We start from the raw sequence: 20,409 nt of genomic DNA, 5'->3' as shown, positions 1-20,409 counted from the left end.
CTATGAACATTCAAGCATTGATGCAACAAGCACAAACGATGCAAAAGAAAGTAGAAGCAAACGTTGAGTCGGCTAAAAAAGAGCTGGCTAACAAAGAAGTACAAGCCGAAGCGGGCAGTGGCTTGGTTAAAGTAACGATGACGGGTCGTCATGTGGTCAAGCGTTTGACTATTGATCCAAGTTTGCTAGAAGACGAGCCTGATATGATCGAAGATCTTATTGCGGCAGCCATCAATGATGCGGTTCGTCAAGCGGACGAGTTGTATGAAGAAACAATGGCAGGCGCGACCTCAGGTATGGGTCTACCACCAGGTATGCAAGGCATGTTCTAAGCGCTAAATATGTCGTACTGAAGTCAATAATGGGGTTGTTATCGACATGATACGACCCCATTTTTATAGCTACGATTTATAAATTCAGTTAAATAAAGTCAACTAAAGGAAAGTCACTTTGCTTACAGCCAAATTTGATCAGCTAGTCAAGCAGCTGCGTATTTTGCCAGGTGTCGGTCAAAAAAGCGCCCAGCGAATGGCGTTACATCTGCTCAGCAAAAAACGCCCGCAGGGTATGGCACTTGCCCAAGCACTCGATGAAGCCATGCGCGATATCGTTGAGTGTCAGCGCTGTCATAGCTTTAGTGATGAAGAGGTATGTCCTCTGTGCCAAGACCCTAGGCGCGATGACAGTCTGCTATGTGTGGTTGAGACGGCGGCAGATGTGATGGCCATTGAGCAGACAGCAGGGTACCGTGGTCGTTATTTTGTACTGGGCGGGCATTTATCACCTATCGATGGTATCAGTGCTGATGATCTAAATATCGACCAACTGGTGTGGCGAGTCAAGCAAGAACCCGTAGAAGAGATTATATTGGCCACGGGCACAACCGTTGAAGGTCAGACCACTGCTCATTTTATTAGCGAAGCAGTCAATCGTCATGTGAGTAGAGTCACGCGTTTGGCACAAGGCGTGCCGATGGGCGGCGAGCTTGAGTATCTTGATAGCATGACACTTGGTCAAGCCATGCAGAACCGCTCTTTTTTATAGTATTTGATAAAGACTAAGTCTTAGCCACTTTATTTCGTGAAGTTGTTATAATTGTATTCTCCTTTAATCTTAATAAGATGCATATTAGCGTTTTATTTTCTCTTATATATGCAGGTATCTGTCCGTGTCTAATAATGTTTCAAACGCTCTAGCCCATTCTGATCCAGATAGCATGACTACTGATGTCTCAGAGCAATCAGCTCGCACTGAAACGATACCAACAGCGTTAGACGTTGATACATTAGACATTGACGCATTGCTGGATATTGCCGATGCGGTTGATATCACTTGGGTGCGTGAGCAGAATCAATTAGTTGACGTTATTGACGCCTTAGCAATTTGTGGACGTGTGGCATTGGATACGGAGTTTATCAAGCGTGACACTTATTATCCACGTTTGGCACTGGTACAACTCAATACTGGCGATCATGTGTATCTACTGGATGCCCCGCAATTACAGCTGGCAGAGTTATGGGAGGCACTGCGTAAAGTCGATGTGGCTATTTGGCATGCTTGCGGTGAAGATTTAGGGATTTTTTATCTGCTGTCTGGTTGTCCGCCACTGACCAATATCTTTGATACGCAGATTGCCTTGTCTTATTTAACAGGTCAATTGCAAATGGGCTACCAGCAGGCGCTCGCCGACCAACTGGATATGCATATTGATAAAGAGCACAGTCAATCTGACTGGCTACAGCGCCCGTTGACAGCTGAGCAAGAGCAGTATGCAATTGATGACGTGCGCTACTTGCCAGCACTATATCTGAGTATTGAGCATGCACTAAAATCACAAGGACTGTACGAGTATGTCTGGGCTGATTGTCAGCTCTATGCCAGTGACTTGTATGATGCGCAGCATGTCGAAGACGAGGCGATGTATCTCACGATGGCCGACTATCGCTATACCTCACAGCAAATGGCTATCCTCAAAGGAGTGGCGACGTGGCGAGAAGAGCTGGCACGTGCGACCAATCAGCCGCGTACCTTTATCATCAAGAAACAAGCGGTACGTGAGATCGTCACCGAAAAACCGAACAGTATGCGTGAGCTGTCGCACAAAACAACGATGCACCGCAGTATGCTGCGTCTGTATGGTGAAGAGTTGCTAAAAGTAATAAGAGAGGCAAAAAGCTTGCCATTCACAGAACATCCAGACTGCCTAGTGCCGCCATATCGCTCAAAAAATAAAGTGCTGTCCAAAGCGGTGCAACAAGCGATTGATGAGCATGCACGAGAGACTGGTGTACCTGCTAGCGTACTAATGCGCAAAAAATGGCTAGGACAATTGTATGAAGTCGTCGCTCTTGATAAAGATGTTAGCCAATTGCCACAAGGGCTGAAGGGCTGGCGTAATGACTGGGTCATACAAACCTTGATACCAGTGATCGAAAAGCACAAAACTGAGTTGCGTCAAGGCATGGGCATCAATGCCCAATAACGTCTAGTAAAGCTAAGAGCCGATATCCAAGATAGCGTTTAATCGTTAGCGTTTAAAGACACCGTGTACTAAGAAGTATTTGGTCTGCTCAGCGACCTCTGGGTTTACGAGCATACCAGTATGAGAGACAGGCAGGGTGATATGATCTGCTGCCGCCTCAATCTTAGTTTCCTCTATGTAGACGGTTCCGTCATGTGCCAGATGCTCTTTGAGTGGCGGCTTATCTGATTTACGCAGCTTGCGATTGTGATACTGCAAAAACATTTGACCCAAACCATAAGGACGATTGCCAGCGATCACGCCAAGGGTCACATGCTGTGGTAGTGGTGCGACAGTACCATCTAAGGCATCGATGTAGGAGCGACCAACGACAGCAGGAGTCAGCCGCCAGATATAATCGGCACAAACACTGCCGACATGCGGCGTCCCTAGCGTCACACAATGGCCAATCTGCCATTTAGGGTATTGAGCGACAAAATCACGAATGATTAGACCGCCCAAACTGTGTCCGACCAGATCTATGGGATGGTCTGGATGATGGTTTTTCTCTAACCAATGGTTTAAGCGTGCGCTATTGGTTTTGATGCTATCACGCATGCTCCGGTAGCTATATTGATAGGTATCAAACCCCGAGGCTTGCAAACGTTTGGCAAGTGGGCGCATTACCCAAGCTGTCTGATGTAAACCATGTATTAGGATGACACGCGTCTTTCGTTTAGGTGATTTGTGTTGCATAGTATTGCCCAATTAACTGCTTTGAAAAATCTAAGTTAAGTGTCTCGTTGTGGATACATTTTCCATTTTTATAAATACTACTATCAGTAATAGTACCTGTTAATCGAGTATATAAAAAGTCAGCAAAATAAAAACCTCCAAGCCAGTAGCTGGCTTGGAGGTTTTTTATACATGTAGCGTTTAAATAGTAACGATTACATATAGTTTTCGATACTTGGGCAAGAGCACATTAGGTTCTTATCACCGTACGCATCATCAACGCGTGCCACACTTGGCCAGAACTTGTTTGCACGGATATAAGGTAGTGGGAACGCAGCAGTCTCACGGCTGTATGGATGCGTCCATTCTTCACCAGTAATCATAGCAGCCGTATGCGGTGCATTGACCAATGGATTGTCTTCTAGCGTCCAGTTATCTTCGCCCGCTTTGGCTTTGATTGCTTCAGCTTTGATAGATTTTAGCGCGCTAATAAAGCGATCCAATTCTTCTTTTGACTCAGACTCTGTCGGTTCAATCATTAGCGTACCAGCGACTGGGAAGCTCATCGTTGGTGAATGGAAACCATAATCCATCAAGCGCTTAGCGATATCGCTTTCAGTGATACCAGTCTCTTCTTTTAACGGACGAATATCAATAATACATTCGTGAGCCACGCGGCCGTTTTTGCCTGCATATAGGACAGGGTAGTGGCCTTTTAGCTCGGCTGCTACGTAATTGGCGTTTAGTAATGCCAGCTCTGTCGCTTTTAGCAGACCATCACGGCCCATCATAGCAATGTACATCCATGAAATAGGCAAGATGCTCGCTGAGCCATAAGGGGCTGCCGATACTGCTGAGCAGTCTTTTTGCGCATTATGTACAGGGCTCAAGGTGTGGTTGGCCATAAATGGTGCCAAATGCGCCTTCATACCGATAGGACCCATACCTGGACCACCGCCACCATGAGGGATACAGAAGGTTTTGTGCAGGTTCATGTGCAATACATCAGCACCAACGTCTGCAGGCTGCATCATACCAACCTGAGCATTCATGTTAGCGCCATCCATATAGACCTGACCGCCGTGCTTATGAGTCAAATCACAGATATTGCGGATACCTTCTTCAAACACACCATGCGTCGATGGATAAGTGATCATTAGCGCACCTAGACGATCACTGTGCTCTTCACATTTGGCTGTCAAATCATCGATATCAACGTTGCCATTCTCATCGGTTTTGACGACGACGACTTTCATGCCCATCATCATGGCGGTCGCAGGGTTGGTACCGTGTGCTGACATTGGAATCAGGCACACATCGCGATCGGTCTCGCCGAGTGACGCGTGATAACGGCGAATAGCGAGTAGACCAGCATATTCACCAGAGGCGCCAGAGTTTGGCTGCATAGAGACGTCATCAAACCCAGTAATGGCTTTGAGCTGATCTTGCAAACTATCAATCATCGCAATATAGCCGGTGACTTGGTCACGCGGTGCAAAAGGATGCACGTTGGCGAACTCAGGCCAAGTGATTGGTAGCATCTCACTGGTGGCATTCAATTTCATAGTGCAGCTGCCCAGTGAAATCATGCTACGGTTCATCGCTAGATCTTTGTCTTCGAGCGACTTGAGATAACGCAGCATTTCATGCTCGGTATGATGCGAGTTGAATACTGGATGTGACAAGATATTATCTGTACGCAGATGCGCACTATCGAGAGAAACGCGAGCGGTTTCAGGTAGCTCGTGAGACTTACTTACAAAAAGCTGAGTCAAGATTTTAAAATCTTGCTGATCGCTGGTTTCACTAAAAGCAACGCTTAATTTGGTGTCGCTTAGACGCCATAAGTTGTAGCCCACGTTGTCTGCGTTTTTGAAGATTTGAGTAGCCAGTTTTTCTGAACCGCAATCAATCACAACGGTATCAAAGAATTGATCATGTACTACATTTAGGCTGCTGTCATTGGCTTCTTTGATAGCATCAGCGAAAGCAGTCGCAAAGGCATGAATACGCGTGGCAATGCGTTTGACGCCGCCTGGACCATGATAGACCGCGTACATACCAGCGAGATTGGCTAGTAATACCTGTGACGTACAGATGTTTGAGTTGGCTTTTTCGCGGCGGATATGCTGCTCACGTGTTTGTAGTGCCATACGCAGTGCGGTATTGCCTTGTGCGTCTTTTGACACACCAATGATACGACCAGGCGCTGAACGCTTGGCTTTATCAGAAAATGCAAAGAAAGCGGCATGTGGACCACCAAAGCCCATTGGGATACCAAAACGCTGTGTGCTACCTAGTGCCACGTCTGCACCCATATCGGCAGGTGACTTAAGTAGCACCAAGCTCATGATGTCGCTGACGACACTCACATAGGTTTTGTTTTCTTTTACGGCACTGATGACATCTGTTAAATCTTTAACGTCACCTTCTACGCCAACATATTGGAATAATGCGCCGAAGTAGTCGCCAGATTTAGCCGTTTCAAAATCACCAACGACCACGTCCCAACCGAAGTATTTGGCACGAGTATTAATAACATCTAGCGTCTGCGGATAGACACGCTCATCGACGAAATACTGCGTTGATTTACTTTTGCTCACGCGCTTTGACATCGCCATCGCTTCTGCCGCTGCCGTCGCTTCATCAAGCAATGACGCACCAGCCAGCTCCAGACCAGTCAAATCGATACATACTTGCTGGAAGTTTAGCAATGCTTCTAGACGACCTTGAGCGATTTCTGCTTGATAAGGCGTATAAGCCGTATACCAGCCTGGATTTTCAAGGACATTACGCTGAATAACAGCAGGCATACGCACAGGCGAGTAGCCTTGGCCGATATAGCTTTTATTAACAGTGATGTCGTCTGCCATCGTGCGCAGTTTGGCAAGTGCAGCATGCTCACTCATCGCCACTGGCAAATCCAACTCTTTGTGCAAGCGCACTGGCTCAGGCACTGTGTCATTGATAAAGCTTTGCATATCTTTATAACCAACAGCGCTGAGTAGGTCAGCTTGCTTAGTCTCATTTGAGCCTAAGTGGCGATAGACAAATTCAGCTTCGTTGAACAATCCTTGAAAGGTATTAAACGATGGGTTTTGAGAGATAGTCATGACAATCCTTGGTTAAGGGAGTAATAAACAAAATAGCAATTAAGGGAATAAGGTGAGCGGTACGTTATACGTAATGCACAAACTGTTTTTGATCAAAGCGGAACTGAGTGTTGTAAACGCCATTGTCAGCACGCTCACCTGCGCCAATCATCATAACGATATGATGGTCGTCGCTAAGATTGAGCAACGCTTTCATGGCAGGCTCATCAAAGCCGCCCATAGGACAGCTATCAAACCCATGAGCACGTAGTGCCAACATTAGGTTTTCGGCGGCAAGCGCGGTGTTATTGGTTGCCCAGTTTTTGGTGTCTTCAAAGGTATAGTAAGGCGATTTGAGAGGGCCTTTGACGCGTCTGACCACTTGCGTGGCGCCCCATTTTGCAGCCGAAACCACGTTGGCTGGGCCGCGCAAAAAGTCCATCGTAACGACTTTGTTATAGTAGTCTTTCACTTTCTTTGGGACTGGCTGATCGGGATACTCGCGCAATATTTGCTGAGCATGCTCATGCCAGATGTCGGTGCGAGCAACGATAGCAATCAAACGTGCTGATGTTTTTGCCGCGTTTTGATTCATGCAGTTTTTGATGGCACGTTTTTTGTTGTCAGCATCATCGATAACATAAAACTCCCACGGCTGCAAATTGCTAGAGTTCGGCGCTAGCATCGCCAAGCGTAGACAGTCTGCCAATACATCATCAGGTATGGGCGTGTCAGTGAAGCGGCGTACTGAACGGCGTGACTCTACAATATCGCGGAAGGCTTGTAGCTGCGGCGTATGATTTGGTGTGGAAATGGGGTCTTTATTATCGGTGTTGGCATTCATATTAGGATCCATGCTGAGAATTGGGTTATCAGTTTGCGTCGTTATTGATAGCACGTATTCATTGGGATTCGAATAGGTGATCAATACGAGTCAATGAGATAACGCTTGAGAGCAGTAACATCAGACGATAATGATTTTTGGAGATCTATATATAAAGCTACTTTTAAATGACAAGTATGGTCAATGAGCCAATACTTTTCATAAGAAAGGTTTTCAAGTTGTTTAAATAGAGAATATAGATACCAGCTGCTGCCAGTATCTATGATGTTTAGTCGGGGCTAGTGCTTTGTATAAGCTAAAGTTTTACAAATGCTAATGCCTTATAAGAGCATGTTTAACTTATAAGTAGCATGCTTAGCTTACGTGTTTAGCTTACAAGTCGCTTTCGTACTCATCAGCAGTCATTAGTGCTTCGTAGTCAGCGATATTGTCAGGCTTCATTCTAAAGAACCAACCTTCGCCATATGGGTCAGAGTTGATGATCTCTGGATCATCTTCTAGTGCTTCATTGATCGCAATAACTTCACCTGAGATAGGGGCATAAACGTCAGAAGCTGCTTTTACTGATTCAACAACTGAGATTTCGTCATCAACAGCGATGATATCGCCTACGTCTGGTAGCTCAACGAATACCACATCACCCAATAGGTCTTGAGCATGGTCAGTAATACCAACAGTGATCGTACCGTCGTCTTCTAGGCGTAACCACTCATGGCTCGCAATATATTTTAGCTCTGCTGGGATGTTGCTCATGGTCTCTCTCCTAAATGATAGAGGTTAATTAACAAAAGTAATGGAGGCTGGGCGTGTTGTCATTTTTATAATCGTGTGCAAAATGACAACGCGCTCTAATGATAGAATTTATAAGACCTAAGAGTCAAACTGTTGCTTGCCGTTGCGGACAAAAGGTAGCTTCAATACGCGCACATCGACGAACTTACCTTTGCCGCGTAGATCGACTTGTACGCTGTCATCTTCTGATACGCTGGCAGGCACACGGGCAATTGCGATTGAGTTTTTTAGGCTAGGGGAGAATGTGCCACTGGTGATAATGCCAGTTTGCTCGTTATCAGTGCCTTGATTGATAGTCACTGTCATGCCTTCACGCAATACGCCGCGCGTGGTCAATAGTAGACCCACTTGTTTCATAGCGGTGTTGTCTTCTTTTGACTGCTTACGTTTACTGACCAATGCTTCACGGCCGACAAAAGCGCGGTCGTCTTTTAGTGCAAGCGTCCAGCCCATGTTGCACTCGTAAGGGCTGATGGTCTCATCCATATCGTGACCATACAGGTTCATACCGGCTTCCATACGCAGCGTATCACGCGCGCCAAGACCGGCAGGCTTGATACCATTTGCTTTTAATTGCTCAAAGAAAGCAGGGGCATCATCACCATGCATGATGACCTCGACCCCATCTTCACCAGTATAGCCAGTACGAGCCACAAACCAATCAGGGCCTTCAATATCTGTCAAATCAGCACCAACGAAAGGTTTTAGTCCTGCTAAGGTATTTGCCCAACTTGGCTTGGTAGCTGCCAGTTTTGCAATAGCATTTGGACCTTGAACAGCAAGCATAGCAAGTTCAGGACGCTCGGTAATCGTAATATCAAAACCTGCAGCAACTTTATTAAACTGTGCTAAGTCTTTGTCACGAGTGGCGGCGTTAGAGACGATACGGTATTCAGTTTCATCGGCATTCATCAGGTAGACAATCAAATCATCAATGACGCCGCCTTGCTCATTGAGCATACCAGAGTATAGCGCTTTACCAGTGGTAGTGAGTTTATTGACATCGTTGGCAAGTAACTTCTGTAGCCATGCTTTAGTATCAGCACCTTTGATATCAGTCACCACCATATGTGAGACATCAAACATACCAGCATCTGTTCTTACAGCGTCATGTTCTTCGATTTGTGAACCGTAATTGATGGGCAATTCCCAACCAGAGAAGTCGACCAGTTTGCCCTCACTATCAATGTGAGACTGGTAAAAAGGGGTACGCTGAGGCGCTTTAGAGTGAGTATCTTGGGTATCAGTCATAACAAATCCTTATGTGTACATCAGTCAAGCTCAGTAGAGCCGGGCATAATGCGCAACGTGAAAGTAGCGAGAAGCAATATTGCAAGGTGCAAATATTACATCAAAGGTTGACACAGAAAGCAAAGATAAAGACGTAAGCCAAATAGACGCTGAACGTCAATTTGAGCTAAAGCCCCATCTGTCCTGTGACCTGAGATTTTCAACACGAATCATCATTTATGGGCAATGATATAAACCCTATAATCGATGATAGCGTATTTTCTCCCCTTCGGTGGGTAAGACGTCGTCCGTTCTTACCACTCTCCAGATTTGTTATGCCTGAGGTTTGAAAGTGTTTTGAAGGTGTAGTGCGCTATGAGCGCGACACTATCAAACAACAGTGACATGCGTTTTTCAGTCCTTTTACCTGAGCGATTGGCAGGGTGGATGCGCCTTCGGTGGTTATATGGCGGTCGTGAATTTTGTATCACCAATAGGGTTCGATACAAAAAAATAGGCGCCTATAACGCTCTCCTGAAAAACGCTTTTATTATGAAAGGTTCAAAGCGCTTTTACAAGTCATCCGAGCCATTAAAATCGATAAATTTAGCAAAAATCATATTTTGTTTGGGCAGCTTACTGACAGTATGCGAGCGTTAGTATTGTATTTTCTGTCTCTATAGCAGTTTTTAAACCATTTCAAACCATATATAATCGCAAAAATTACCATAGCAAAACGCAAAGCAACTACTGGTATTTACCTGAAATATGCTAACCTACGCCCATAGTTTCTGATAGGTGGTTTTTATGCATTGCGATATTTATAAATTTCCCAAACATGACGATATGTATGTCTACATTGCGCGTCCTGATTATCCTGATGATACTGATGAAATAAAAGACTGGCTTGGTGTGTTACCAAAAGATTTCCGTGCAGGGTTAGGTCGTAGCAAGTTTGTCATGCATTTGGACTTGGCAGCGACGCCAACACTTGCGCGTGTTGATAAAGCAGAAGTACTGACAAAACTGCAGTCTCAAGGCTATTTTGTACAGCTGCCGCCGCAAGATGTGATGCGTCGCCAAGCAGAGCTGCGCGCTCGTGAAGCACAAGACAGCATTTATGATTAGTGTGCTGGTTGAGGTATGATGGCAAAGTGATCTAGAGTGTGGTCTCTACAGCGGTATGGTTAAAGCGTCCGTGACACATTCGTTCACATGCATTTGGGTAGAGAGTCGTGATAAACTGACAGTCCGCGACATCTATATAGAGAATTAAATAATCGGCACCGATGATATGTATCGATTATTTATTGAGTCTTATTTTGGTACGATAGCACGCACCATACACTGCTAGGCACAATGTGTCATCGGTGATAAACGCAGGTAACAACACACGCATGGACTGGTTAAAAAATATCTTACACAGCTTACCATTAGAATCTATCAGTGACATTCTCGGCGAGATTGCTATTTGGTGGGGTCAGATGGTAAAGAACGTACCGCCCGCGGATCTGCCAATGTATGCTTATCTTGGCGGTGCTATCGTGGTGCTGGTATTGTGGCTACTGGTCGCTCGTGTACTGCCAAAACCCTTAGGCGGTATGAGTTGGATGATATTGTTTGCCGTGCTATTAGCGCCAGGTACAGCGCTTGGTGATGCCAGTGAGCTTGCACCAGCCAGTATCAGTGTGGTCTACGCTATCATGATGAAAGATTTTGCAGGTGCGATTGCCAATATGTTACCGATATTAGTGGTATTGGTTTTCGGATTATTCATCGGCTTTTTGTGGCAGCTGATACGCGGTGCTTTTGCCTCCAGTCTGGACAAAGCACGTAGCCGCAGCGCAGAAGATACACAGGCGACGATGCAACTGACGACAGGCAGCTATTTGGCGGACAGCGCTACGCTGAGTGAACCGTCTGATGAGTCTACACTGTCTGCTAAGACTGAAACCAGTCATCATAAAGACAATGTTTATAAAGACGGTGCTAGTACAAAAGCAGACAACAATGTTAGCCTAACGAAAGACAGTACACTATCCAAAAAAGCAGATAATAAAATCTCTGAAAAGCGATAGAATTTGGAAAGCGATAGAGTCTGGAAAGCGACAGAAAGGTAGTGCCTGCTTACACAATGGACTCATACGTTCAGAATATAAAGAGTAAATAAAAAAGACACCAAGGCGTGTCTTTTTTTGTGCCAGATTGATGTTGTGGCATATTACTTTCGCGCCAAACTATTTGTGTGCAAGATTGTTTGTAGGTTATATCAACAATGACAGCTTGTTAGGCACATTATTAGGCACACATAACAATTGTTAATAACTGCGAACGCATGAGTATTTTGGCAATACGTCAGGCTGTGATAATCTAATTTATTATATTGATTTGTTATCCACTTTTTACACCCATTCATCTACAACCCCTCATTTATAACAACAATCGAGATCTGACTATGACCGACAAAACCTTTACAGGCACACAAAACTATATCGCAACAGATGACCTGCAACTGGCAGTGAATGCGGCTATGACATTACAAAAGCCGCTACTGATCAAAGGTGAGCCAGGGACTGGTAAGACTCTGCTGGCCGAAGAGGTCGCAGAAAGCTTAGGTATGCCGCTGATTACTTGGCATATCAAGTCGACCACCAAAGCTGAGCAAGGTCTGTATGAGTATGATGCAGTATCGCGCCTGCGTGATTCGCAGTTGGGTGATGACAAGGTTTATGAGATTGGTAACTATATCAAGCCAGGTAAGTTATGGGATGCCTTTACCAGTAAAGAGCGTAGCGTACTATTGATCGATGAGATCGATAAAGCAGATATTGAATTCCCAAATGATTTGCTACATGAGCTTGATAAGATGTCTTTTTATGTTTATGAGACGGGCGAGACCATCACCGCAGAGCAGCGTCCTGTCGTGATCATCACCTCAAACAACGAAAAAGAGCTACCAGATGCTTTTTTGCGTCGTTGTTTTTTCCATTATATCGACTTTCCAGAAGAGCAAACCATGCGCCAGATCATTGAGGTGCATTTCCCTGATATTCAAGAAAAACTGGTCAACGATGCTTTGGATATATTCTATAAATTACGTAATATTCAGGGCCTCAAAAAGCCACCATCAACGTCTGAATTGGTTGATTGGTTGACCTTGTTGCTAGCTGATGATATGGCACAAGAGGAGCTAGAAGAAAACCTACGTGGCGAAAAGTCTATTCCGCCACTATATGGCGCGCTGCTCAAAAACGAAGCGGATGTGAATTTATTGCAGCGTTTTGCCAATATGATGCGCCGTTAAGCGCATATAGGTGAAGATGCTTTTTTTGTTTTACGTCAATTAGTGGTGCAGTGCTTATGTTTATAAAACTATTCTATACTTTGCGGACCTATGGCGTGCCAGTCAGTACGCGTGAACTGCTTGATCTCAATGCCGCTTTAGATAAAGGGCTGATGATGCAGACGCATCCTGAAGACCCAGCACTCACTACTTTTGCGAGTCGTGAAGACATGTACCGGTTGATTCGGCTGTGTATGGTCAAAGACGAGCGTCATTTTGATAAATTTGATCGGGCAATGGCAGATTACTTTGAAGGGGTAGATAGCCTTGATATGGATGCGCTGTTGGCAAAACTGACAGACGTACCCAAAGAGTGGCTTGATCTAAAGCTGGATCCAAAAAACCTAACCGAAGAGCAAAGACGTCTGCTGAAGAAGTATGGCTCATTAGAAGAGTTGATGAAGGCGCTAGAAGAGCGGTTAAAAGAGCAAAAAGAGCGTCACCAAGGTGGTAGTAAATGGGTCGGCACAGGTGGCACTTCGCCATTTGGAGCTTACGGTGATCATCCAGAAGGTGTGCGCGTCGGCGGTGAATCACGCAAACGCAGCGCCGCAAAAGTCTGGGAGCAGCGTAAATACCGTAACCTCGATGACAACAATCAGCTTGGTACCCGTCAAATCCAGATGGCACTACGTAACCTGCGTCAGTTTGCACGTACGGGCAGTGCAGATGAGCTCGATATTCATGAGACGATCAAACGTACCGCAAAAAAGGGCGTGCTCGATATTCATATGCAAGCGGAGCGTCGTAACCGCGTCAAAGTACTGATGCTGTTCGATGTGGGCGGTAGTATGGATATCCACGTTGAAACACTAGAAAAACTGTTTTCTGCAGCAAAGAATGAATTTCAAACGTTAGAGTTCTTTTATTTTCACAACTGCTTGTACGATTACGTGTGGAAGGATAACAACCGTCGACACAGTGCCCCGATGCCGACTTTTGAGTTACTTAATAAATATGGTCGAGAGTATCGAGTCATTTTCGTCGGTGATGCCTCTATGTCACCCTATGAGCTGATGACAGTAGGCGGCAGTGTCGAGTATATGAATGACGAGGCGGGTATCGTATGGCTCAAGCGCGTACTTGAGCATTTTGATAAAGTAACTTGGCTCAATCCTGAAAATCCAAGCTACTGGCAGTACACCCAAACCATCGTTGAGATCAAAAAGCTGTTTGAAAACAAAATGTACCCGATGACCTTGCATGGTGTTGAGGAGATGACTCAATATATGGCGCGGTAATGCTATTGCTACGCTCGTATGCGCAAAATAAAAAGCACTTAAGACGATGCTATAGTCTTAAGTGCTTTTTTAATGAGTGACAAATAGTGATAAAAAATGGCAAGTTCATATTTTATAATAAGTACTATGGCTATTTCTTGTTTTCAACCAGTCCTATCATCACGCCCATCTCTTTTTTGTCTTGTTTGTCGATACTAGGCGCATATAACGCTGAGGCAATGCCGCCATCTAAAAACAGCGCGTTTGGACAACCCAGCTCATCCTTGAATAATTCTGCAAATTGATAGAAAGTCACAGGTGCATCGCTATTGACAAATTGTATGCTGCCATCCGTACAGACGCCTGCGCCATTACGCAGTTTGACTGAGGTGCTATCAGGGTTGAACTGCGGATGTATCTCATCATTGATGACCAGCATGGGGCCAGATTGCGTCGCATACCAAGGCTGCACATCACCATTGTTTAGCTGTTCATTTAACACGTTACTTTCGGTGATTTGCACGTTGCCAGCTTTGTCCCACCACATCACCCCATTAGGCAATAGATGAAAATTGCCGCCACCTTCTTTTAGGTTTAGTGACTTGACCTCTTTGCCCTCAATGATAGTGTAGCCAATCGGCGCATATCGCTCATCATACATACCGGCATTCATCGCAAAATTGAGGGTTTTGTCTTCTGGTAATGCTGCCAACAATCCATCAAAGGTCAATAGCGGCTGAGCACTATTGGTGGACTGCCAAAATAACTGTAACGAATAACGGGTGCTTGTCAACGCGCTAGCATTCACACGGCAGACGCTATAAGTAAAGGGATAGTCTGCTGTCTGACAAGACCAGCTGTCCGTATCAGTGCTCAAGACAACAGTGTCTTCTTGCTGACAAGCACTAAGGCTGAGCGTAAGCACTGCCAATGATAGCGATAGAGTAAAAATAGAGGTCGGCATCGATCACGCGTCTTTTAACAGGGTGGTTGTATGGGATTACTAAGGTTCGCTGGCATATCGAATTTTTATTGGCTCTTATCAATAATCAGCATCTTTTAATCATTAATTATCAATCGCCAGTCGGTGGGAAGTTACGAAAGGTATTGTTGACATTGCCGATGAGTTGTCCGCCGTTAGTAGCATCCGAGTGTTCAGAGTCATATTCAGCGTTATATCCAGTACTATGCTCTGTTGGCGCACTTGTCTCTTTACCCTTATCACGTGAGTCCTTGTTATAAGCAATGAGCGCATCGTTATTGGCTAAGAAGCTATCAGGGTTTGCCATGACCCACATTTGATTAAAAATATCGGCACGGGCGCTATGATCGAGCAAGGCGTCTTTGTCCGCAAAATAGAAAAACTTGGACAATAGCTTAATCTGTCCATCATCGAGACGGCGAGCGATATGATAAGGCTGTAATTGGCTAGGATGCTGTAAACCAACAGCACCGACGATGCTAGCGAGCGATTTTAGCGTATTTTTGTGGAAGCTGGCAACGCGCTCTGCTTTGCTTGGGACATCGAGTGCTTGTTGACGGTATGGGTCTTGGGTAGCCACACCTGTCGGGCAAGTATTGGTGTGACAAGAGCGCGACTGGATACAGCCAACCGCAAACATAAAGCCACGTGCTGAGTTACACCAGTCTGCACCCAGCGCAATCATGCGTGCAATATCAAAACCTGAGACAATCTTACCACTGACGCCAAGCTTGATCTTGTCACGGATACCTGCACCGACTAAAGTGTTATGAACGAGCAAAAACCCTTCAACCATTGGCATACCGACATTGTCCATGAACTCGACGGGAGCGGCACCTGTACCGCCCTCAGCCCCATCAATGACAATAAAATCAGGATAGTTGTCCGTCTCGATCATGGCTTTGACAATTGCCATAAACTGCCAAGGTTGACCCACACATAGCTTAAAACCAACAGGCTTGCCGCCAGATAAGTCACGTAGCTGTTGCCAAAAGGCGACAAGCTCACGCGGTGTGCTAAATGCAGTGTGCGAGGAGGGCGAGATACAGTCTTGACCCGTAGGTACTTGACGGGTATCCGCAATCTCTTGCGTGATTTTGCTTGATGGCAACACGCCACCTTTACCAGGCTTAGCGCCTTGTGATAATTTAATTTCGATCATTTTAACTTGTGGATCAATGGCTTTTTCGGCAAAAGACTGTGGATCAAAATTACCTTCGACATCACGACAGCCAAAATACCCAGTACCCAACTCCCAAATCAAATCACCACCGAACTTACGATGATGAGGACTGATAGCCCCTTCGCCCGTATCATGCGTAAAGCCGCCTATTTTTGCACCCTGATTGAGTGCCATAATGGCGTTCGCTGATAGACTACCAAAACTCATCGCTGAGATATTAAATACCGACATGTCGTGTGGCTGCTGACAACGCTCGCCGCCCACCGTGATGCGAAAGTCTTTGTTTTCTAGTGGGGCACTGATAGCAGATTGCAAAAACCATTCTTTGCCATGAGTATAGAGATTGTCCAAGGTCCCAAACGCATTGGTGTCGCTGACGTTCTTTGCCCGCTGATACACCAAAGCACGCTGTTGGCGTGAAAACGGTACTTGTTCTTTGTCATCCTCAAGTAAATACTGACGAATCTCAGGACGAAAATCTTCCAATACATAGCGAATATGCCCAGCTATTGGGTAGTTTTTTAGCACTGAATGCTTGGATTGAGTCAAATCATAAATGCCTAATGCAACTCCTAAGCCGCCAATCAGAATCAGCCAGCCATGCATCAGTAGCAATCCTGCTAATAGTAGACAGATGGCTGCCCCAAACATACTATAACGCAGCAATAATCCGATAAAATACGGTGAGCTGGTTTTGGCTTCAGGATTTAGGTTGGTGCGAGATTCAGGCATAACGAGGCTCAATAGTTGTTCTTTGGATAGATAAGATGCTTACATTTGTCGCGTACATCATACACGTATGAGGTCGCGACGTCGGTATCAATGGGTAACAGCCTTGCATATGCTATCTTATCAGGCCAATTTTTATCAGGCTTTCACCCATAGCTAATTAAACCCCGTCACCAATCCGCTCAGCCAACACCTGTAACTTTGGTACTATCATCGCAGCATACTCATCGGCTTCCCAGTTGGCACTTGGCACACTGGCATTGAGCGAATACGCGTATTGCCCCGTAGCGACATCATATACCCCAACCGCGACTGCCAATATGTCAGTAGAAAACTCTCCATCAGACACGGTATAGCCGTATTTTTCATAATGCTCCGCTGCGCTAGATAGAGCGCTTTGTGCATGGTTGAATTCCTCAACAGATAAATTCTCTTGTAGATTGCTAATAATGACCGTCTGTCTCGCTTGCGAGCTTACCGCATAAAAAGCACGTCCAATGGCAGTGCGTGTGACGGGTACAGCGGAGCCAACCTGTAAGTTGACCGATAGTCGAGCAGGGCTACGACAGCAGGCGTGATAGCGCATTTCTCCTTCGACTTCGGTCGCTAGATTCACTGATACTTCATTTTCACTAGCGAACTGACGTAATAGTGGCTCAGCGTATGCCACCATGTCATGACGACTCCATGCAGTCGCACTAAGACGTACCGCACTACTGCCTAATTGATATTGCCCGTATTTATTCGTACGCAATAACCCAAGCGTAATCAAAGTATGGATAAGGCGAGTGATGGTTGCTTTTGGTAAATCTGTCATCTGACACAATTGCTGATGGGTGAGTTGCTCATCATGTTCAAAAGCAGCCAAGATGACCAATCCACGACCTAGTGCCATCACAAACTGGCGATCGTTATCTTCTTTGCTCTGACTCATGACGTCATGCATGCGTTCTAGTAGTGGCGTAGCTGTCGATAAGGGTTTTGTCATTTCATTTCTATCTCTTTTAATGGTGATATTTTTTGATAAAGGTTTACAGGGTGGCAAAAGTTTGTTTTAATAGTTTTAAATTATGAAACTAAGTTTCGCACAGCGGAATAATGAAGTCAATAACTTGTTAAATTAAATGATGTATCAATCACTATTCGTCAGTCAGGATGACTGATATCAAGGAGATCCACATGGCAACATCTACTAGCCCGCGCTTTGATTGGGAAGATCCTTTTTTATTACGTGACCAGCTCACCGAAGAAGAACGTATGGTCACCGACAGCGCCCGCCAATTTTTTCAAAAAGAGCTAATGCCAGGCATTGTTGAAGCCAACCGCAATGAAAATTTTGATCGTAATATTATGCGTCAAATGGGTGAAATGGGTCTGCTTGGCGTCACGATTGAAGGTTATGGTTGTGCTGGCTTGTCCAGCGTTGCTTATGGTCTGATTGCTAAGGAAGTAGAAGCTGTTGATTCAGGCTATCGTTCAGCGATGAGCGTGCAGTCAAGCCTAGTGATGCATCCTATTTGGGCATATGGCACAGAAGAGCAAAGAGAAAAGTATCTGCCAAAACTTGCTACCGGTGAGTATGTCGGCTGCTTTGGTCTGACTGAGCCTGACTCAGGGTCAGATCCGTCATCGATGTCAACGCGTGCGCGCGCTGTAGATGGTGGTTATGAGCTGACGGGCAATAAAATGTGGATTACCAACAGTCCTATCGCTGATGTGTTTGTCGTATGGGCAAAAGATGATGCTGGTGAGATTCGTGGTTTTGTTTTAGACAAAGGCATGACAGGCTTGTCTGCGCCCAAGATCGAAGGCAAATTCTCGCTACGTGCATCAGTCACCGGTGAGATCGTCATGGACAAAGTATTCGTTCCTGAAGCCAATGCTTTCCCTGATATTCGTGGTCTAAAAGGGCCGTTTGGCTGCTTAAACAAAGCCCGCTATGGTATCGCTTGGGGCTCGATGGGCGCAGCAGAGTTCTGCTGGAAAGCGGCTCGTCAGTACACGCTAGATCGTAAGCAGTTCGGTCGTCCATTGGCAGCCACCCAGCTGGTACAGTTAAAACTGGCCAATATGCAGACAGAAATCAGTCTAGGTCTACAAGCCGCGCTGCGTGTCGGTCGTCTGATGGATGAGAACAATGTCGCGCCTGAGATGATCTCCATGATCAAGCGTAACAACTGCGGTAAGGCGTTAGATATCGCTCGTATCGCTCGTGATATGCATGGCGGTAATGGTATCTCTGATGAGTTCCACATTATCCGTCACGTGATGAACTTGGAAGCGGTCAATACTTACGAGGGCACACATGATATCCACGCGCTTATCCTAGGCCGTGCACAGACAGGTATCCAAGCATTCTTTTAAACTGATGTTAAGTTAAACGTTCAGATTTGGAACATGCCCTAACGTACGTTGCTGCTTGGCTTTTTACGAAGCATATATAAGCAGTAGCGTACGTTCTTCAGTTATTCTTCATGATTTAACTGCTTGGCAATTACATCATGAAGAATAACTCTATGATCAAAAAATCAAAAAATACGCGACATGGTAAGGGAATTTCATGGCAGATATGACTGATATAGCTAATATGCCAGAGGGTGCATTGCACGGTATAAAAGTGCTTGATTTATCGAGAGTGTTGGCAGGGCCTTCTTGCACGCAAGTGCTCGCTGATCTGGGCGCAGACGTTATCAAGGTTGAGCGTCCACACATTGGTGATGAGACGCGGCACTGGGCACCGCCAGTATTCAGTGACGATACCTCCGCTTATTACGCGACCATTAACCGCAATAAGAAGTCACTGACAGTGGATATCACAACGCTAACAGGACAAACCATTATTAAGCAGCTCATCGCTGAGAGTGATATTTTGGTCGAAAACTTTAAAGTTGGTGGTCTGAAAAAATACGGCTTAGACTATGACAGTCTCAAGCAAGACCATCCGCGTTTGATTTATGCCTCATTGACAGGGTTTGGTCAGACAGGACCAGATGCGGCGCGTCCGGGTTATGATTATATTATTCAAGGGTTGTCAGGGCTGATGAGTATCACGGGTCCTAGCGATGGCGAACCGCACAAAGTTGGCGTCGCAGTGGTTGATCTGTTTGCAGGGTTGCAGCTGACAATAGGTATTCAGGCGGCGCTATTGGCGCGTCAACATACTGGCACTGGGCAACACGTAGACGTCGCGTTGCTCGACAGTGCGCTGTCTATGCTAGCCAATGTCGGTATGAATCATCTGGCATCAGATAAGATACCGCCAAGACTGGGCAATCAGCATCCCAATATCGTGCCGTATCAGGTGTTTGCCGGTCAGGGTGAGCAGCACTTTATCCTAGCTTGCGGCAATGACCGTCAGTTTGCCAAACTGTGCGATGTGATCGCAGTTGATTGGCATACTGATAAGCGTTTTGCGACCAACCCCCAACGCGTCGCCAATCGCGAACTGCTGTGCAGTGAGTTGACTCAGCAATTCGCTAAGCAACCGCGCACTTACTGGCTAGAGGTGCTGGATCAGGCGGGTATTCCGTGCGGCGCCATACATAATGTCGCTGAAGCACTGGCCATGCCGCAAGCACAAGCACGAGAGATGGTGGTTGATTTTGCTCAGCAGGGCAGTCCAGTACGCGCCCTTGGCAATCCTATCAAGCTATCTGCCTCACCTGTTAGCTATCGTACGCCGCCACCGCAGTTAAGCGAACATACTGATAGCACACTTACTGATTTGGGTTATGACAGTGAGGTGATTGCTAAGCTAAAAGCCGACGGTATTGTTTAATAGCATTTTTTAGATTGTTT

Annotated in this window: 17 protein-coding genes and 2 riboswitches; of the genes, 9 read left to right on the top strand and 8 right to left on the bottom strand. The window is 45.7% G+C overall.

Going from position 1 to position 20,409, the window contains the following annotated elements; genetic code table 11:
• Nucleotides 1-2: 2 nt before the first annotated feature.
• The 3 genes from AC5JPY_RS03190 (at nucleotide 3) to AC5JPY_RS03180 (ending at nucleotide 2,482) form a co-directional block, all read left to right on the top strand.
• Entirely contained in the window at nucleotides 3-332 is a 330-nt protein-coding gene (locus AC5JPY_RS03190) for a YbaB/EbfC family nucleoid-associated protein (RefSeq protein ID WP_319050524.1), read from the top strand.
• 118 nt (nucleotides 333-450) lie between these two features.
• Nucleotides 451-1,044: a recombination mediator RecR gene (gene recR / locus AC5JPY_RS03185; protein ID WP_319050523.1), complete on the top strand. Its 594-nt coding sequence runs from the start codon at nucleotides 451-453 to the stop codon at nucleotides 1,042-1,044.
• Nucleotides 1,045-1,168: 124 nt separating this feature from the next.
• Nucleotides 1,169-2,482: a ribonuclease D gene (locus tag AC5JPY_RS03180; RefSeq protein WP_493852098.1), complete on the top strand. Its 1,314-nt coding sequence runs from the start codon at nucleotides 1,169-1,171 to the stop codon at nucleotides 2,480-2,482.
• 45 nt (nucleotides 2,483-2,527) lie between these two features.
• On the opposite strand, the gene AC5JPY_RS03175 is transcribed toward AC5JPY_RS03180, so the two are convergent.
• From AC5JPY_RS03175 to gcvT, 5 genes are all read right to left on the bottom strand, one after another.
• Nucleotides 2,528-3,217, bottom strand: coding sequence for an esterase/lipase family protein (locus AC5JPY_RS03175; RefSeq protein WP_319050521.1), 690 nt, complete (start codon nucleotides 3,215-3,217; stop codon nucleotides 2,528-2,530).
• Nucleotides 3,218-3,411: 194 nt separating this feature from the next.
• Nucleotides 3,412-6,309, bottom strand: coding sequence for an aminomethyl-transferring glycine dehydrogenase (gcvP, locus tag AC5JPY_RS03170; RefSeq protein ID WP_493852097.1), 2,898 nt, complete (start codon nucleotides 6,307-6,309; stop codon nucleotides 3,412-3,414).
• A gap of 64 nt (nucleotides 6,310-6,373) precedes the next feature.
• Nucleotides 6,374-7,132 carry a nitroreductase family protein gene (locus AC5JPY_RS03165; RefSeq protein ID WP_493852096.1) on the bottom strand — a complete coding sequence of 253 codons (759 nt, stop codon included), beginning with the start codon at nucleotides 7,130-7,132 and terminating at the stop codon, nucleotides 6,374-6,376.
• A gap of 372 nt (nucleotides 7,133-7,504) precedes the next feature.
• On the bottom strand, nucleotides 7,505-7,885 hold the full coding sequence (gcvH, locus tag AC5JPY_RS03160; RefSeq protein ID WP_057760766.1) for a glycine cleavage system protein GcvH: 381 nt from the start codon (nucleotides 7,883-7,885) through the stop codon (nucleotides 7,505-7,507).
• Between the two features lie 117 nt (nucleotides 7,886-8,002).
• Complete coding sequence (gene gcvT / locus AC5JPY_RS03155; protein ID WP_493852095.1) at nucleotides 8,003-9,175, bottom strand: glycine cleavage system aminomethyltransferase GcvT; 1,173 nt, start codon at nucleotides 9,173-9,175, stop codon at nucleotides 8,003-8,005.
• Nucleotides 9,176-9,343: 168 nt separating this feature from the next.
• A riboswitch (glycine riboswitch) is annotated at nucleotides 9,344-9,492 on the bottom strand.
• Between the two features lie 67 nt (nucleotides 9,493-9,559).
• A riboswitch (glycine riboswitch) is annotated at nucleotides 9,560-9,701 on the bottom strand.
• A 260-nt stretch (nucleotides 9,702-9,961) separates the two neighbouring features.
• Between gcvT and AC5JPY_RS03150 the strand changes: the two genes are divergently transcribed.
• From AC5JPY_RS03150 to AC5JPY_RS03135, 4 genes are all read left to right on the top strand, one after another.
• Complete coding sequence (locus tag AC5JPY_RS03150) at nucleotides 9,962-10,282, top strand: YcgL domain-containing protein (RefSeq protein WP_493852094.1); 321 nt, start codon at nucleotides 9,962-9,964, stop codon at nucleotides 10,280-10,282.
• Nucleotides 10,283-10,515: 233 nt separating this feature from the next.
• Complete coding sequence (locus tag AC5JPY_RS03145) at nucleotides 10,516-11,232, top strand: hypothetical protein (RefSeq protein WP_493852093.1); 717 nt, start codon at nucleotides 10,516-10,518, stop codon at nucleotides 11,230-11,232.
• A gap of 377 nt (nucleotides 11,233-11,609) precedes the next feature.
• Complete coding sequence (locus AC5JPY_RS03140; RefSeq protein WP_443526263.1) at nucleotides 11,610-12,458, top strand: AAA family ATPase; 849 nt, start codon at nucleotides 11,610-11,612, stop codon at nucleotides 12,456-12,458.
• 56 nt (nucleotides 12,459-12,514) lie between these two features.
• On the top strand, nucleotides 12,515-13,738 hold the full coding sequence (locus tag AC5JPY_RS03135; protein WP_493852092.1) for a vWA domain-containing protein: 1,224 nt from the start codon (nucleotides 12,515-12,517) through the stop codon (nucleotides 13,736-13,738).
• A gap of 130 nt (nucleotides 13,739-13,868) precedes the next feature.
• On the opposite strand, the gene AC5JPY_RS03130 is transcribed toward AC5JPY_RS03135, so the two are convergent.
• The 3 genes from AC5JPY_RS03130 to AC5JPY_RS03120 all read right to left on the bottom strand — a co-directional run bounded on the left by AC5JPY_RS03130 (nucleotide 13,869) and on the right by AC5JPY_RS03120 (nucleotide 17,599).
• Nucleotides 13,869-14,681: a phosphodiester glycosidase family protein gene (locus AC5JPY_RS03130; protein WP_493852091.1), complete on the bottom strand. Its 813-nt coding sequence runs from the start codon at nucleotides 14,679-14,681 to the stop codon at nucleotides 13,869-13,871.
• Between the two features lie 109 nt (nucleotides 14,682-14,790).
• On the bottom strand, nucleotides 14,791-16,614 hold the full coding sequence (locus AC5JPY_RS03125; RefSeq protein WP_493852090.1) for an FMN-binding glutamate synthase family protein: 1,824 nt from the start codon (nucleotides 16,612-16,614) through the stop codon (nucleotides 14,791-14,793).
• Nucleotides 16,615-16,771: 157 nt separating this feature from the next.
• Nucleotides 16,772-17,599: an IclR family transcriptional regulator gene (locus AC5JPY_RS03120; protein WP_493852089.1), complete on the bottom strand. Its 828-nt coding sequence runs from the start codon at nucleotides 17,597-17,599 to the stop codon at nucleotides 16,772-16,774.
• A 191-nt stretch (nucleotides 17,600-17,790) separates the two neighbouring features.
• Between AC5JPY_RS03120 and AC5JPY_RS03115 the strand changes: the two genes are divergently transcribed.
• Nucleotides 17,791-18,975 carry an acyl-CoA dehydrogenase gene (locus tag AC5JPY_RS03115; protein WP_493852088.1) on the top strand — a complete coding sequence of 395 codons (1,185 nt, stop codon included), beginning with the start codon at nucleotides 17,791-17,793 and terminating at the stop codon, nucleotides 18,973-18,975.
• A 205-nt stretch (nucleotides 18,976-19,180) separates the two neighbouring features.
• The gene (locus tag AC5JPY_RS03110) at nucleotides 19,181-20,389 is read left to right on the top strand and encodes a CaiB/BaiF CoA transferase family protein (protein WP_493852722.1); all 1,209 of its coding nucleotides are present in this window, start codon (nucleotides 19,181-19,183) and stop codon (nucleotides 20,387-20,389) included.
• The last annotated feature ends 20 nt before the right edge of the window (nucleotides 20,390-20,409 follow it).

The sequence above is a fragment of the Psychrobacter sp. H27 genome, from assembly GCF_059072655.1.
This window is presented reverse-complemented; position numbering and strand designations above follow the sequence as displayed.